The following is a 13,050-nucleotide window of genomic DNA, read 5'->3' on the forward strand; positions in this document are numbered from 1 at the left end:
TTTATCATCATTTCTATATTCAATTTAATTAATACATCGCACATAAACTTTGATCTATGTTTATTACGGTGATTACAGGATTCATAGACCTTATAACCCTCATAACCTTGTTCATATTATATTCATTAAGAGCACTGCAATTCTTTAAATAAATATATACCCTTGATGTATTATTAATTTGAGAAGTCTTGATTTTATTAACCGTAGCTATACAGCATGGTATTACTATCTCCTCATCAATAATTATTACGTTATCATTCTCTGCAATACCAGGGTTTGAACTTAATGCTAATGGATGCTCACTTAAACAATTGCATGGCCTTGAGCAATCCCTGACGAAAACTAACCAGCAATCCATAATATTAATATGGCAGAAATAAAAGAAAAGACGTTAATTTTAAATTTTTAAGAGCCGTAGCATGCAAAACTGTATGCTTAGGTTATTATGTTTCCTTGTTCGTCTACCTTGGCTATGACTTTTCTTACTGTCTTGCCATCGGGCGTCTTGAACAGTGCCATTACGAAGCCCTTCCTACCCTTAGGCTGCACCTTCCAAACCTTACTAGGCTTCAACCTCCTACCCTCAACCTCATACTCCTTCCTCGCCAGATCCTCTAGAGATACCATATTGGTCAATGAGTTCACTGATTCGGGAGTATTTAAAAACATCGCTTGGAAATGCAACGGACGAATATATCGGCCTCAATACGCTAAATCTAACATAGTTTCTTTACTAATATCAAATATTATGATAATTATGACAAGTCGAAATTAAACAATATCAAGCTAGAGGCGTATTAATAATACGTGAAGAAATACGATTATTCTTATATATTCAATTGCATAATAAATCACTCACTTCACATTAACCTTAATAATAATTTCCTTAGGTCTCGTTGATAATCCCACGTTTCTTAGCCTCATTAATTATTTCATCACCACTTACGAGCACTGTATTGAACGCATTTGCTATCTTAAGAGCCGTGTCCTTACTTAATGCACCACCATCATCACTAAGCATCTCAACAATCACTAATGCCGGTAGTGTATTAGCCATTTTTGATAACATTAAAGATAATTCCGTATGTCCAAATCTACGTCCAACTCTACCGAGTAGTATTGGTACATGCCCCGGCGCATAAAACTCCCCATAAAATACCTTACGAGCATCAGCAACTCTACCTTCTTCAATCATTTTAATGACATCAGCAAGTCTCGCAATTGTTAATGCCCTGTCCCTATCCCTAATACCCGTCACCGTCTCCACATGGTTCACATATATTGAGAAGGCTGGGTCATCACCATAACCAGGCCTTTTTACTAAACCATCAAAGCCTATTTTGCGAAGAACATCACTCATGAAATCAAGGCCTAATTGCTTACCTACCGAGTCTTCAGTTACAAAGCATATTAAACCACCTGCATTCTTTCTCATCCAGGTAATTACTGATGGCGTAATATAATCAGCCCTTATTACTGCATCGACCTCATTCTCCCTATTGTCCGAATCATGTATGAATATTATTTTACCTTGCCTAAACAATTCCAAGGCTTTCTCGATCATACGCTCCATAAACCTAGAGTTTAAGTTAATAAATTTAACTTTAATTCCGGGTTTATGGCACTTAATGCATTAATAGGGTTACCTGGCAATTCAATTGATGGTTAGGGCATTAATCTTGGCCGGAGGCTTTGGTAAAAGGCTTCAACCTCTAACGTTGGATAGACCTAAACCCTTAATTGAGATTGGTGGTAAGCCAATACTTCAATGGCAGATTGAGTGGCTTAGTAGACAGGGAATTAAGGATGTAGTCCTTGCCGTTGGCTACCTGAGAACTAAGGTCTTTGAGGTAATGGGTGATGGATCAAAGTATAGTGTCAGACTCTTTTATAGTGTTGAGGAGGAACCATTAGGCACGGGTGGCGCCATTAAGAATGCAATGAAGTTCCTTGAAGATGAGACATTTATAGTGCTTAATGGTGACATAATAACGAATCTCTCAATCAGGCCCTTAATAGAGCAGTTAAATGGTAATATTATTTCAACAATAGCCCTAGTACCAATGAGAAGCCCCTACGGCATTGTCCACGTTGATCATGAGGGATTCATAACAGAGTTTAGAGAGAAGCCACTACTTGATTATTTAATCAATGCTGGTGTTTATGCCTTCACTAAGGACATATTTAAGTACTTGCCTGATAAGGGCGATATTGAGGTAACGGCATTCCCAAAATTAGCGGGCGAAAAGAGGATTAGGGGAGTTATTTATAGGGATGTTTATTGGAAGTCCGTTGATACTGTTAAGGACGTGGAGGAGGTTGAGAAGATAATAACGGAGGTTTATGCCTAAACAGCAGGTGTCTTTAGTGCCTTTAGTACCTTAATCTCCTTAATCATTGTGTATGGGTATTGACCATTTTCATCCTTCTCATATTTCTTAATCATATCCCAGATAGTCAATAAGCCCACGCCAACGGCGAATACGGCCTCCATGGCAGAGCCTGTGTTTGATACATTACGTGTATCGACGGAAACCTCAGCACCATCCTCAACAACCTTAACATCAGCATTAACATAAGTTATGTAATTAAGGTGCACGAGGGGTAGTATCTCCCAGGCCTTTTTAGTGGCCATTATTGACGCTGCCTTGGCAACAGTTATTACATCACCCTTCTCCACCCTACCCTGCCTGATAAGCTCCACAGTGCTATCTCTAAGTCTTATGAAGCCCTTGGCCGATGCTTCACCGTAATAGGTCGGTTCAGTAGTTACATCGAACATGGTAACTACTGGTTCGCCACCTGTATTATCTTCGAAGTCGCTTAGTGATAGATTTACACCCTCTTCAGACTTTACCTTACTAACAACTCTAATGTCGAACATACCATCAACACGACTAGAACCACAAGTCTGTACTTGCTTACCCATGAAATTCGTGACCCACTCAGGTGTGCAGGTCCTGCTGCATCCCTTAATGGTATTCCACGCGGCGAGTAAGCCCGTGAATAAGCCAAACAATGCATCCATCTCAACGCCTGTTTGTGCCCTAGTCCTGGCTAGTACAGCCATTCTAATGCCGTTCTTCTCATAATGCACCCTGGTCTCTATATAGGTAATAGGAACTGGGTGAAGAAGGGGTATGTACTTCCAAGCGGTCTTCGTAGCATTAATAGCCGTTACCTTAGCTATAGCTGCTGCGTTACCAAGGCCGCTAATCCCAACCTTCATCAAATCGCTCATGGTATCCTCATCAACCCTTAGAAAACCCGTGGCAATGGCCTCCCTATAAACAGGTTCCTTACTTGTGATGTCAATCATCCTAACAGTCATAACAAGGCTTTACTGCATTTACGCCTATTTAAATAACCCTCCTCAATGCATCAATTATTAATTCATAAATATCATTAACAATGGACTCCAGGTCTCTATCAGCGTTAATGACTGGGTAATTATTTGTAGACGCTCGCCTTAGGAGGAATTCCCTAACCTTACTGAGGAATTCCTTATTAACCTCAAAAACCTCAAGCTCACGCCTATTACTCAACCTACCTATTACGGTCTCAATGGGCGCGTCGAGGATTATTGTTAAGTCGGGCCTAGGTACGAACCTGTGAAGCTCCATCAACCACTCCTGCGGTAGCCCCATTGCACCTTGGTAGGCTAGTGTGGATTCCATGTAGCGCTCAGTAATGACTAAATAACCACTATCAAGCTTTGGCTTCACCTCACCATAGTAATGCTGAACCCTATCAGCCGTGAAGAGTAGGGCGAAGATTGATGGATGAGCCGCATTTGAACTTGGCTTAAGGAGCCAATCCCTTATTAACCTGCCAATGGGTGATTGACTGGGCTCAGCCGTAGTATATACCCTATACCCATTGCTTTCCAGTTTTTTCCTTAGCATGGAGATCACTGTTGATTTTCCAACGCCGTCTATCCCCTCAACAGCTACGAACATTACTAACGCCAAGAACCATTAGAGTGAGAATTACTTAAATAATTCATCTAAGTTGTGAAGTTAATGAGGAAGGGATTATTAATAACGGGTGCCGTAATCATCATACTTGGGGTAGTGATATTCTTCATAGGCATTTACCTAAGTTCGGGCATAACAAGTGGTATTGCGTCCCTGGTTACTGGGATTCATAATGAAACCATGATTTCACCTGGTTCATCAATAGTAGTGAATACTAATGAGACTGGCGCTGCAGTAACGGTTGTTTATAATGATACTTTAGGAAAGCCATTACAGGTAATTACCTCAGGGCCCGGACAACTGGAGGTTGAGAGTGTTGAGGGTCAGTACGTGGTTATTTATGTGCCGGAGGCAAGCCCTAGTACATTATCATTAGTGAATAATTATAGTGAGAATGCCATGGTTTATTACACGTATGGTGCCATTAACATCAATACACTGATGCCCCTTGCCCTATCCACAATTATTAGTATAGGCCTTATCATTGTTGGTATAATTCTCTTGATATTGGGTGCAGTATTAAAGAGTAAGTAATTGATCGGGAGAAACCTTTATTAATAGCTGTTAATATTACGTGAGCAATGAAATCTAATATCAACGTCGCAATAGCCGGTGTGGGCAATACGGCCTCAGCCTTCGTTCAAGGACTTAAGTATTGCGAGGTGGAGGTAGAACCCGTGGGGCTTGCGTTTTCACGCATTGGGCCATATGAACCAAGAGACATAAAGGTTGTTGCGGCCTTTGACGTCGACTCACGTAAAGTCGGTAAGGACCTCGGTGAGGCCATATTCGCGGAGCCAAATAATGCACTTAAGGTCATTGAGGTTGGTAAGTTAGGTGTGATTGTTAGAGCTGGTCCATTACTTGATGGCATTGCTGAGCAATTAAGGAATTCCTTCATACCGATTACGGAGGGTTCCATTGAAGATATTATTAGAGAGTTAGAAAGTACCAATGCCCATGTTCTCATTAACTACTTACCCACTGGTGCCCAAAGAGCCAGTGAGGCCTATGCGGAGGCGGCCCTAAGGAGTAGAACCGCATTTGTGAATGCAATGCCCTCCGTAATAGCAACGTCTAGAGATTGGCAGGAAAAATTCGAAAAGGCTAAACTACCACTTGCTGGTGATGATGTTCAGAATCAGGTAGGTGCTACGGTGCTTCATAAGACCATAATTAGACTACTTGCATTGAGAGGTGTTAGGATTGAGGGTACGTATCAATTGAACGTTGGTGGTACACCAGACTTCCTGAATTTAATGTATAGGAAAGGCCAGAAGGAGAAGACTAAGACGGAGGCTGTAAAGAGAATGGCTGAGGGTGAAGACTTCGATGCGTATATATCGCCAGTGGCCTACATAAAGTTCCTTGGTAGTAGGAAAATAGCGCATATGTTCATTGAAGCCCGTGGGTTTGCCAATGTACCAATCAGGATAAGAGTTGATCTGGAAGTTTACGACCCATTCAACAATGCAGGTGTCATGATTGATATTGTTAGGACCGTGAAGGTAGCAATGGATAGAGAAGTAGGTGGGCCATTAATTAGCCTATCAGCCTGGGCCTTCAAGAACCCGCCAGTTCATGCGCCACCAGACGTTGCTTATCAATGGCTCGTGGAGTTTCTCGAAGGTAAGCGTAATAGATAAAAATCAAATACCGACTAAAACCCCTATTAAATCATTAATGCGTAAAATGGTATATGAACATCCTTGAGTGGGCCCTTGACGATAACACCCACCTTTGGTTGTATATCAACTTCGAGTATTGTTGGTTGCACTGCCTGCCACCTCATCTTCCTAATGAATAGGTACCTCTTGAAATCACCCTCTGTTGTTTGAGCCAATCCCATTACAAACACACCAGCCGCCAGGAATTCCTCAACTCCATACCTAGAAATAACCCTAGCTCCCGTGGGTATTTCCGTGGTTATTATCGTCGTAACGCCAACCTCTCTCTCAATACCCATAACCAAGGCCCTAATGTACTCCCTAAGTACCTGGACATCCTTCTCAAGGGTAACCAATGGAGCTATTGGGTCAATAACAAGTCTCTGGGCATCAAGGGATTTTGCATAATCAGCTATTGTGTAGACAAGGGACTTAGCAATCGTTATTGGGTCCTTCTCCCTAATCTTCTCAATGATGTCCATCTCGGGTATCAAGACCTCTAGGTAACCCTGTTCCCTAAGTGCCTCAAGATCCCAACCGAACCTCTTAACGCCGTTCATTAACTGATCGTAAGTCTCATCAACGGAGACATAAATACCAGGTTCACCATACTTATAAATGCCATCGATTAGGAAGGACAGTGACAATAGAGTCTTGCCAGTACCCGTCTCACCACTTATTAAGTACGTCCTACCTCTAATCAATCCACCGCCAAGTGCTTCATCAAGCCCTGGAATTCCTGTTGGAATTAAATCATAATATAATGACATTGGGTCAATAACATTGTCCAGAGTTATAAAGATTGCGGACACTATTTTAAATTCACATTAAAATTGACACCTCCATTATTTAAGCTCTATTACGTACTTCCTAAACAACTCCTTAAACTTCTCGGTAGTTATTACGGGCTTGCCATCAGCCTCAATGGACTCTCTGGAAGGCGGTATCTTTAGGTAATTGGGCAACCTCTGTGAATATCTCTCCTCGAATGTTGGTACATTAGGGTTTATTAGGAATATGCCGATGGGTATCCTACCATCACCCTCATATGACTTAACCAAGGCCTGGGCAGCCTTCTGCGGTAACTCCTCTGGAGTCTTCACCACTGGGTCCCAACCCTCCTCCTGCAGGTCATAAACCCTCTTGTTATAGTAATCGTACGTGTGTATGTTGTCATAAGTCACACAGGGTTGTAAAACATCAATGAACGCAGAACCCTTATGGAGTATTGCCTTCTTGATAATCTCCTTAAGGTGTTGAACCCTAGCTGCATAACTCCTGGCTATGAACGTATAACCAGAGGCGATGGCAAGGCCTATTGGATTAACAGCATCCTGAATATTAGGCTTGGGTAGTGCCTTTGGTTGTAAATTCCTCGTCAATGTTGGACTCGCTTGCCCCTTTGTTAGGCCATAAACCGTATTATCATGCATTATAACAACTAAATCCGCATTCCTCCTACCCAGCGCCACAAAGTGTGCTGCACCAATACCCAGTAAATCACCATCACCCACATTAACCACCACAGTCAAGTCAGGATTAGCCAGTTTAATGCCCTCGGCATAGGGTAATGCCCTGCCATGTAGTGTATGGACACCCGTCACATTTATGAAATGCGGCGTCTTCCCTGAACAACCTATTCCGGAGACAACCACGGTCTTCTCAGGTTCAAGCTGTAGGTCGGTAAAGGCTTGATACATGGCTGAGAGTATTCCGAAGTTGCCGCATCCAGGGCACCAATCAACCCAAACGTTGGTCTTGTAATCATTCATTGTTAGCTTTATCTTACGCTCCATAACTCACCACCTCCCTTGTACTACCCTTTAATACGTTCCTCACTGCATTAATTAATTCATGGACATACATGGGTCTCCCCGTGTACTTAACAATTGACTTGTTGATTATTATTCCCGTATTCATAGTGACTAGCTTTGATGCTTGCGCCATGTAATTATGCTCCACAGCAATTAGATTATTTGTACCGATTTCATTGGCGAACTTAATAAGTGAATTCCTTGGGAATGGTATGAACGTCCTAATATGGTAGTAACCAGCCTTTATTCCCTCCTCATTTAATTCATAAACAGCCTTAGTAGCCACGCCCTTAACAAAGCCCCAACCAATCAATAGTAGGTCAGGTTTTTCAGGCCCGAAGTACGCATACCTCCTTTCCTCAGATATATCCCTCTCTATAATGTCGAGCTTCTTCATTCTTTTATCAAACATCCTAATCCTATTAATTGGATCTTCATCAATGTGTCCATACTCATCATGCTCATCACCCGCATACCACATTACATAATCACCTAGGAATGCCCTTGGTGATACCGCGTTAGATAAGTCAAACCTCTTATATTCCTTGAGCCCTCTTGGTGCCAATACGCCCCTTGTTATTCTCACATTGTCCAGGTTGGGCATTGGTATTGTTGCTATTGTGTTGGCTAGGAACTTATCGACCAGGTGTATAACAGGTACTTGGTAAGTCTCGGCATAATTAAATGCATCTATTGCATCATAAAAGGCCTCCTCATGATCACCAGATGCAAGTACAATCCTTGGATACTCACCATGTGATGCAAATACTGATGATAATAGATCACTTTGGCCACCCCTCGTAGGTTGACCAGTTGATGGTCCACCCCTTTGATAGTAAGTGACTACCACAGGAACCTCATTTTGCCCGGCCCAACCAAGTCCTTCAACCATTAAATCGAAACCAGGGCCACTCGTAGCTACTGAACTCCTTGTACCAGTCAGGGCAGCGCCTATTGCGGCGTTTATTGCGGCTAACTCATCCTCCGTCTGAAATACTACTACGGAACCCTCACCACCTAATGTTTCGTATTCCTCAAGTGTGAAGCTCTCATCGGCTGCAGGCGTGATTGGGTAATATGCCTGAAACCTGACCCCAGTCACTATCTTAGCCATGGCTATTGCATCATTACCACTGGCAATTAGGATCTCCTTAATGCCCATTCTTGGTTGTTCAAGCCTTAACTCAGAACCGAATTGACCCTTGACTAGGTCTATTACTATCCGTGCCATCGCCCTATTATGCCTATAGACATCCTCCCTAGTGAATCTTCTCCTGAGACTGTAGTCAAGGCTCTCCTCACTGATATCCGTTATTGCGGCAACGGCACCAACAAGTATCGTACTTATGTACCTAGAGGCTTGTGATGGTACTATGCCCTCGCGTTTCTGTATCTCCATGAGGAGCTCCTTAAAACTGAGGGCGACGATACGAACCTTCCTACTATTCTGTAGGTACTTAACAATGGATTTCACGGTACCATCAAGACCAAGCTCCTTAAATTGAACACTCAATCTATCCCTCAAATCCCTTTCCATACTTGGTATGTTGGTGTAGTTTATGGAGTCATCATCACTATTATAGATCAAGTAACCGCCATCCCTAAGATCACTAAGATGCGTGAACACGGTCTCCGCATCCATGGCAGCTACAATATCAACGGGATAACTAAGGTGTTTAGGTAATTCAATGGCTGATACCGTAGCATGAACATAACTATGCCTACCCTTAATATTCGAGAAGTACTCCCTGTCAGAAATAATGCCATAACCAGACCTCGCAAAGGCCCACGAAAGTATCTCAGATGTGGTCTCCAGTCCACCTCCCTGAGGACCCCCGATAACGTACTTTAACTCATTCATATTGTATCACCCACTATGCACGCCATACTTATCAAGAGCTCGTCAATACCTAGTATAAAAAGAATCCTTTAATTATCAGTTAGAATAGATTTGTTAATTATTAATTATTTTAAATTGACATAGATAATTTAAAAATAATTAATAAAAATATCCGCTATTTAATGAATAATATTCTTTTAAATTAGGTAATAATACTAAATATCTTATGGAGAAATTCTGTAAATATTGAAAAATTTCTTAATAAAAGCTTAAACACTTCTTTACTTTGTAAATAATTAATGGGCGAGAGCGAGGAGTTCATACCCCACGCTATTCACACGTGGTTTGGTTACTTTAAGGATCACATAGTCACGAAGGATGATGGGGCTAAGTATAGTCATTTCTCAAAGGATGCCGAGCATCGGCTAAAGGAGACACTATCAACATTTGGCTGGGTTTACTGCATAGACTGTAAACACCCAATCTTTGACCTAAATGAGGCGCTTGAACATTTAAGAAAGGGTCACGTATTAACTAATAGATTCATGCCTGACGAAGTCGCACCCGAGGAAACGCCAATGGTTAGTTAGGAAGGATTCTGTATTAAAATTCAATTAAAAATCAATCCTGAGAAACCTTACACACGTTACTTAACTCCTGTCTCAGTATCAACCAAGGCCCTAACCTCAACAACCCTACTCAAATCAACACTGTCAATCCTGGCATTAATCCATACGTGATTTATCAATAAGGTAATACATCATGAGATTAATAACCCTTAAGGCCTTAAAAACAGGGGCCAAGCCACGGAACCTTATCACCATACCCCTTCTCAGCATAGTTTCTCACCCATTCATCCTCAAACTCCCTCGGAACTTTTGGTTTTTTAACGATATCGTAATAATCATACGGCTTAATATCGATTACGGGAGTGCCAGTCCACGCATAATAGCTGTCAGCTGTGCGTAATCTACGGCAGCTGTGGATTACGTGGGTGGTGATGCTATGGAGTGGTCTTCTCATGCTTAATGGCTGTGGTTTATATGGAGACCGCTTGGCGGTGGTTAACCCTATTCACTATGTAGTCCATATCCCTAAATAAATAATTTTTATTTTTAACATTATTTAACTATCCTAACAGCGTAATGCCGCTTTGGATTTATTACCTGGATAAGTTTAGGTTGCTTACCCTGACCGTGGCTTGCCGGTTCTCCTTTCAATTGCTTGCTTAAGTCCGTTCAGTACTTCTCTGGCAGTGATTTATTAGTCTTGTTGTGTATTAATTCAATGGATGCTTCATGGCTCTAGGGATTTGCTGGGGTGTTAAGGTTAGGGGCTCGGCGAGGCTTAGGTGTGGTGAGTCTGTTGATGATCTAAGGGTTGTTGATGAGGTTAATAGGCTAATCAATGAGTTCATTAGCAGGGTCGAGAAGCACAAAGCCACATTACTCAGTGATTCAGCTGCCGCACTGCTAAGGTCTAAGTATGGCAATGATGTGGTACTACTGACAGAGTTGGCGCTTGATATTCATGAAATTTCAATACAACGGATTAGATAGGGAGGGCATTCTCAGCCGTTATTTAGACCTCGACATGGTTAGGCAGGACATAACGGCGATTATTGAGGGAGGCAGGAAATTGCTAAGCTTAATATATGGCTCAAGACCTGGGTCGCCTTCACCGCCGCCCTAATAAGCTCCGACCTATTAAGGGCTAACTTAAAACCAATGACGAAGGGGAATTTGGGCCGTTGGTTAATTTTAGGTAAACCTCATGCCCCCTGGCTATTAGTGAGTCTGTATACTGCCATTGGTTTTGTGCTTGGTCGGTGCTGCAGGCTTGATGGCGTGATTGTGTATGGCTTATCGATGATTAGCTCACCATCTTGTTGCCTCGGCATTACTTAGCGGTTCAAGGGACTGGGAAGAGCGCCTTGGCGGCTAACTTAGCCATAGCAATGAGTCAGTCGTTCAAGTTAAACCTACTCCTAATAGACTTGGGGGTCTGCCATACTGCGGAGACCATGGCTTTATCATTGATGGTGCGAGCTTATACGCACCCTGGCTTACTACACACTCATCGAGGCTTCATCATAGTAATGAAAATTAGGAAGAAAAAGGTGGAGAGGTTTAATTTTTGATTAAGCGCGAAGTGCCATCAAACGGTTTTGGCACTACCACGTTGGCGTACAGTATTGATATATGTAGAAGCCATTGTTTGTGGAGCTCCAGCCGGGTTGGTTCGGGTTATAGCCTGGCGGCGTCATTACCACAGCACCCGAGCTTGAACGCAGCGGACCAACGTTGTTAATAACCTCCCAGGCTATGTCGTAAATCACATGCTCATACTCATTACCAGGAACAGGAATAGGATAAGCCGGGCATCCGCTGTTGGGCTCCTCAACGAGGGCGGAGACGCCAGCGGGTATGTAGTAGTAAGTTGGTGCAGGCTCATTGGCAGGGCCCATGTATGCCGCGCCCCAGCTATCTGTGGCTAGGGTGTTTTTTACCGTGGCCGCCGTTTGTGAGGTAGGCTCCATGATCCAGGTATTGTTTATTGCCGCACCTATCTGGGTGCTGGTAGCCGCGGTCCCACTTGGGTCTAGGATTATTTGGTCCCCTAGGCACGTGATCGTCATTGAGAGTCCGCCCGTTGCAATGCCTACGGTTATTCCTATGCTGTAGCTCGTGGTGCACGGTTGAGACCCAGGCTCTTGACCATAACTATCCGTCCAGTAGCCTGGCTGGGCGTTTATTATTGGGATCCAGTTCTCGCCCTGGCTTATGTAGTACTTATACGTCTCGTATGACGTGTAGGCGTCCTGGAAGGACTTGAGGTAATTAATCTCGACACCGGAGCCCGGCGCATATGTTATGTAGTTGTAGAGCTCAGCCCAACTGACGGCTGCACCATTCACATTCTCATCGATGGTTGTGGACCAGGTCAGGCAGAAGTCAACGTTTGTAGTGCCGAAGGAATCGCTATAGCTTTGTTGCCCGTACACTATTGCGTAGGCCGTGCTGGTTATCTGCGTGGGCGTGTTTGGAGGAACACTATACTCTGACGCTAGTGTTTCGCATGGATCCTCTGGATTTATTGGCTGTTTCGTTATTATCGGTATCCATAGGTTGCTCGCTGTTTCTAGGGCTGAGGTTATTGTGTGCGGTCCTATGATTAGGACTCTGCTGTTGCCGAATGCGATAACGTAATTCAAGCCGTTTAGGTATTTCGGTATTGGTGTGGCTATTATGCTGGTGTTGTATGCCCTAGACCATGCCAGGGCTAGGGCACGCTCAATAAGCAAGACATCACTGGCGTTTCCGTGGATTATCAGGAAATCACCACGCTCAATCAACAACACAATCAAACCAAACACCGTCGAGTTGGTATTGACAAAAACACCACCGCTCTTATTAACAACGAGACTCGGACCAAGAACAGACCAATCAATGATTACTAAGCTATTGCTTGGTAGACTCGGTAATTCATTGATTGTTACTGGCTTGATTAGTGATTGGTTTATGCCGGCGTTGATGAGTTTCTGAACAAGCGTTGCCAGTCCGACTACGTAGATCGGCACGTCTATGCTGGTCAGAGTTAGGTTATTACCCATGGTTGTCGTTATTCTTTGATTAATGGATCTCTCAATAGTGCTTGGGATGGGGATTCTTGGTAATACCAGCATTACCGTTAATACGATTAAAAACGTTAATGAGATTATAATCGTCACCTTCGATTTCTTCACCATGCTG

Annotated in this window: 15 protein-coding genes; 6 read left to right on the forward strand and 9 right to left on the reverse strand. The window is 43.1% G+C overall.

The genetic code is table 11. The annotated features are described in order from the left end of the window. Positions 1 to 435: 435 nt before the first annotated feature. Together VMUT_RS00755 and VMUT_RS00760 are read right to left on the reverse strand one after the other, a co-directional pair. Entirely contained in the window at positions 436 to 627 is a 192-nt protein-coding gene (locus VMUT_RS00755; RefSeq protein ID WP_013603523.1) for a chromatin protein Cren7, read from the reverse strand. A gap of 259 nt (positions 628 to 886) precedes the next feature. Beyond that, positions 887 to 1,564: a 3,4-dihydroxy-2-butanone-4-phosphate synthase gene (locus tag VMUT_RS00760; RefSeq protein ID WP_013603524.1), complete on the reverse strand. Its 678-nt coding sequence runs from the start codon at positions 1,562 to 1,564 to the stop codon at positions 887 to 889. Between the two features lie 97 nt (positions 1,565 to 1,661). On the opposite strand from VMUT_RS00760, the gene VMUT_RS00765 reads away from it, so the two are divergent. Further along, positions 1,662 to 2,351: a nucleotidyltransferase family protein gene (locus VMUT_RS00765; protein ID WP_013603525.1), complete on the forward strand. Its 690-nt coding sequence runs from the start codon at positions 1,662 to 1,664 to the stop codon at positions 2,349 to 2,351. On the opposite strand, the gene VMUT_RS00770 is transcribed toward VMUT_RS00765, so the two are convergent. Both VMUT_RS00770 and tmk read right to left on the reverse strand, forming a co-directional pair. Beyond that, on the reverse strand, positions 2,348 to 3,331 hold the full coding sequence (locus VMUT_RS00770; protein ID WP_013603526.1) for a cyclic pyranopterin monophosphate synthase MoaC: 984 nt from the start codon (positions 3,329 to 3,331) through the stop codon (positions 2,348 to 2,350). The two genes, VMUT_RS00765 and VMUT_RS00770, sit on opposite strands and share 4 nt — an antisense overlap. Positions 3,332 to 3,359: 28 nt before the next feature. After that, positions 3,360 to 3,959: a dTMP kinase gene (gene tmk / locus VMUT_RS00775; RefSeq protein WP_013603527.1), complete on the reverse strand. Its 600-nt coding sequence runs from the start codon at positions 3,957 to 3,959 to the stop codon at positions 3,360 to 3,362. Between the two features lie 63 nt (positions 3,960 to 4,022). Between tmk and VMUT_RS00780 the strand changes: the two genes are divergently transcribed. Next, on the forward strand, positions 4,023 to 4,511 hold the full coding sequence (locus VMUT_RS00780; protein WP_048056780.1) for a hypothetical protein: 489 nt from the start codon (positions 4,023 to 4,025) through the stop codon (positions 4,509 to 4,511). A gap of 47 nt (positions 4,512 to 4,558) precedes the next feature. Next, on the forward strand, positions 4,559 to 5,623 hold the full coding sequence (locus VMUT_RS00785) for an inositol-3-phosphate synthase (RefSeq protein ID WP_048056781.1): 1,065 nt from the start codon (positions 4,559 to 4,561) through the stop codon (positions 5,621 to 5,623). Between the two features lie 26 nt (positions 5,624 to 5,649). Here VMUT_RS00785 and VMUT_RS00790 read toward each other — a convergent pair whose 3' ends face one another. The 3 genes from VMUT_RS00790 to VMUT_RS00800 all read right to left on the reverse strand — a co-directional run bounded on the left by VMUT_RS00790 (position 5,650) and on the right by VMUT_RS00800 (position 9,319). Next, the gene (locus VMUT_RS00790) at positions 5,650 to 6,414 is read right to left on the reverse strand and encodes an ATPase domain-containing protein (RefSeq protein ID WP_013603530.1); all 765 of its coding nucleotides are present in this window, start codon (positions 6,412 to 6,414) and stop codon (positions 5,650 to 5,652) included. 75 nt (positions 6,415 to 6,489) lie between these two features. Beyond that, positions 6,490 to 7,440, reverse strand: coding sequence for a 2-oxoacid:ferredoxin oxidoreductase subunit beta (locus VMUT_RS00795; RefSeq protein ID WP_013603531.1), 951 nt, complete (start codon positions 7,438 to 7,440; stop codon positions 6,490 to 6,492). Next, positions 7,430 to 9,319, reverse strand: a complete 1,890-nt coding sequence (locus VMUT_RS00800) for a 2-oxoacid:ferredoxin oxidoreductase subunit alpha (RefSeq protein WP_013603532.1) — start codon at positions 9,317 to 9,319, stop codon at positions 7,430 to 7,432. Before VMUT_RS00800 ends, VMUT_RS00795 begins: the two co-directional genes overlap by 11 nt. Positions 9,320 to 9,597: 278 nt before the next feature. On the opposite strand from VMUT_RS00800, the gene VMUT_RS00805 reads away from it, so the two are divergent. From VMUT_RS00805 to VMUT_RS12750, 3 genes are all read left to right on the forward strand, one after another. After that, positions 9,598 to 9,888, forward strand: a complete 291-nt coding sequence (locus tag VMUT_RS00805) for an aldo-keto reductase family protein (RefSeq protein WP_013603533.1) — start codon at positions 9,598 to 9,600, stop codon at positions 9,886 to 9,888. 708 nt (positions 9,889 to 10,596) lie between these two features. Continuing rightward, positions 10,597 to 10,857, forward strand: coding sequence for a hypothetical protein (locus VMUT_RS00810; RefSeq protein WP_013603534.1), 261 nt, complete (start codon positions 10,597 to 10,599; stop codon positions 10,855 to 10,857). Further along, complete coding sequence (locus VMUT_RS12750) at positions 10,829 to 10,990, forward strand: hypothetical protein (protein ID WP_158304777.1); 162 nt, start codon at positions 10,829 to 10,831, stop codon at positions 10,988 to 10,990. The genes VMUT_RS00810 and VMUT_RS12750 overlap by 29 nt, the downstream gene beginning before the upstream one ends. 79 nt (positions 10,991 to 11,069) lie before the next feature. On the opposite strand, the gene VMUT_RS13180 is transcribed toward VMUT_RS12750, so the two are convergent. Together VMUT_RS13180 and VMUT_RS00815 are read right to left on the reverse strand one after the other, a co-directional pair. Beyond that, on the reverse strand, positions 11,070 to 11,198 hold the full coding sequence (locus VMUT_RS13180; protein ID WP_258167468.1) for a hypothetical protein: 129 nt from the start codon (positions 11,196 to 11,198) through the stop codon (positions 11,070 to 11,072). Between the two features lie 273 nt (positions 11,199 to 11,471). Further along, the gene (locus tag VMUT_RS00815) at positions 11,472 to 13,046 is read right to left on the reverse strand and encodes a hypothetical protein (protein WP_013603535.1); all 1,575 of its coding nucleotides are present in this window, start codon (positions 13,044 to 13,046) and stop codon (positions 11,472 to 11,474) included. Positions 13,047 to 13,050 lie beyond the last annotated feature (4 nt).

Origin of the sequence: Vulcanisaeta moutnovskia 768-28 (assembly GCF_000190315.1) — an archaeon.
Lineage (GTDB): Archaea > Thermoproteota > Thermoprotei > Thermoproteales > Thermocladiaceae > Vulcanisaeta > Vulcanisaeta moutnovskia.

Excerpts from the sequence above, each read along its gene's own strand:
- VMUT_RS00755 (WP_013603523.1), bottom strand. The coding sequence starts at position 627 with ATGGTATCTCTAGAGGATCTGGCGAGGAAGGAGTATGAGGTTGAGGGT.
- VMUT_RS00760 (WP_013603524.1), bottom strand. The coding sequence starts at position 1,564 with ATGATCGAGAAAGCCTTGGAATTGTTTAGGCAAGGTAAAATAATATTC.
- VMUT_RS00765 (WP_013603525.1), top strand. The coding sequence starts at position 1,662 with ATGGTTAGGGCATTAATCTTGGCCGGAGGCTTTGGTAAAAGGCTTCAA.
- VMUT_RS00770 (WP_013603526.1), bottom strand. The coding sequence starts at position 3,331 with ATGACTGTTAGGATGATTGACATCACAAGTAAGGAACCTGTTTATAGG.
- tmk (WP_013603527.1), bottom strand. The coding sequence starts at position 3,959 with ATGTTCGTAGCTGTTGAGGGGATAGACGGCGTTGGAAAATCAACAGTG.
- VMUT_RS00780 (WP_048056780.1), top strand. The coding sequence starts at position 4,023 with ATGAGGAAGGGATTATTAATAACGGGTGCCGTAATCATCATACTTGGG.
- VMUT_RS00785 (WP_048056781.1), top strand. The coding sequence starts at position 4,559 with ATGAAATCTAATATCAACGTCGCAATAGCCGGTGTGGGCAATACGGCC.
- VMUT_RS00790 (WP_013603530.1), bottom strand. The coding sequence starts at position 6,414 with ATGTCATTATATTATGATTTAATTCCAACAGGAATTCCAGGGCTTGAT.
- VMUT_RS00795 (WP_013603531.1), bottom strand. The coding sequence starts at position 7,440 with ATGGAGCGTAAGATAAAGCTAACAATGAATGATTACAAGACCAACGTT.
- VMUT_RS00800 (WP_013603532.1), bottom strand. The coding sequence starts at position 9,319 with ATGAATGAGTTAAAGTACGTTATCGGGGGTCCTCAGGGAGGTGGACTG.
- VMUT_RS00805 (WP_013603533.1), top strand. The coding sequence starts at position 9,598 with ATGGGCGAGAGCGAGGAGTTCATACCCCACGCTATTCACACGTGGTTT.
- VMUT_RS00810 (WP_013603534.1), top strand. The coding sequence starts at position 10,597 with ATGGCTCTAGGGATTTGCTGGGGTGTTAAGGTTAGGGGCTCGGCGAGG.
- VMUT_RS12750 (WP_158304777.1), top strand. The coding sequence starts at position 10,829 with ATGAAATTTCAATACAACGGATTAGATAGGGAGGGCATTCTCAGCCGT.
- VMUT_RS13180 (WP_258167468.1), bottom strand. The coding sequence starts at position 11,198 with ATGCCGAGGCAACAAGATGGTGAGCTAATCATCGATAAGCCATACACA.
- VMUT_RS00815 (WP_013603535.1), bottom strand. The coding sequence starts at position 13,046 with ATGGTGAAGAAATCGAAGGTGACGATTATAATCTCATTAACGTTTTTA.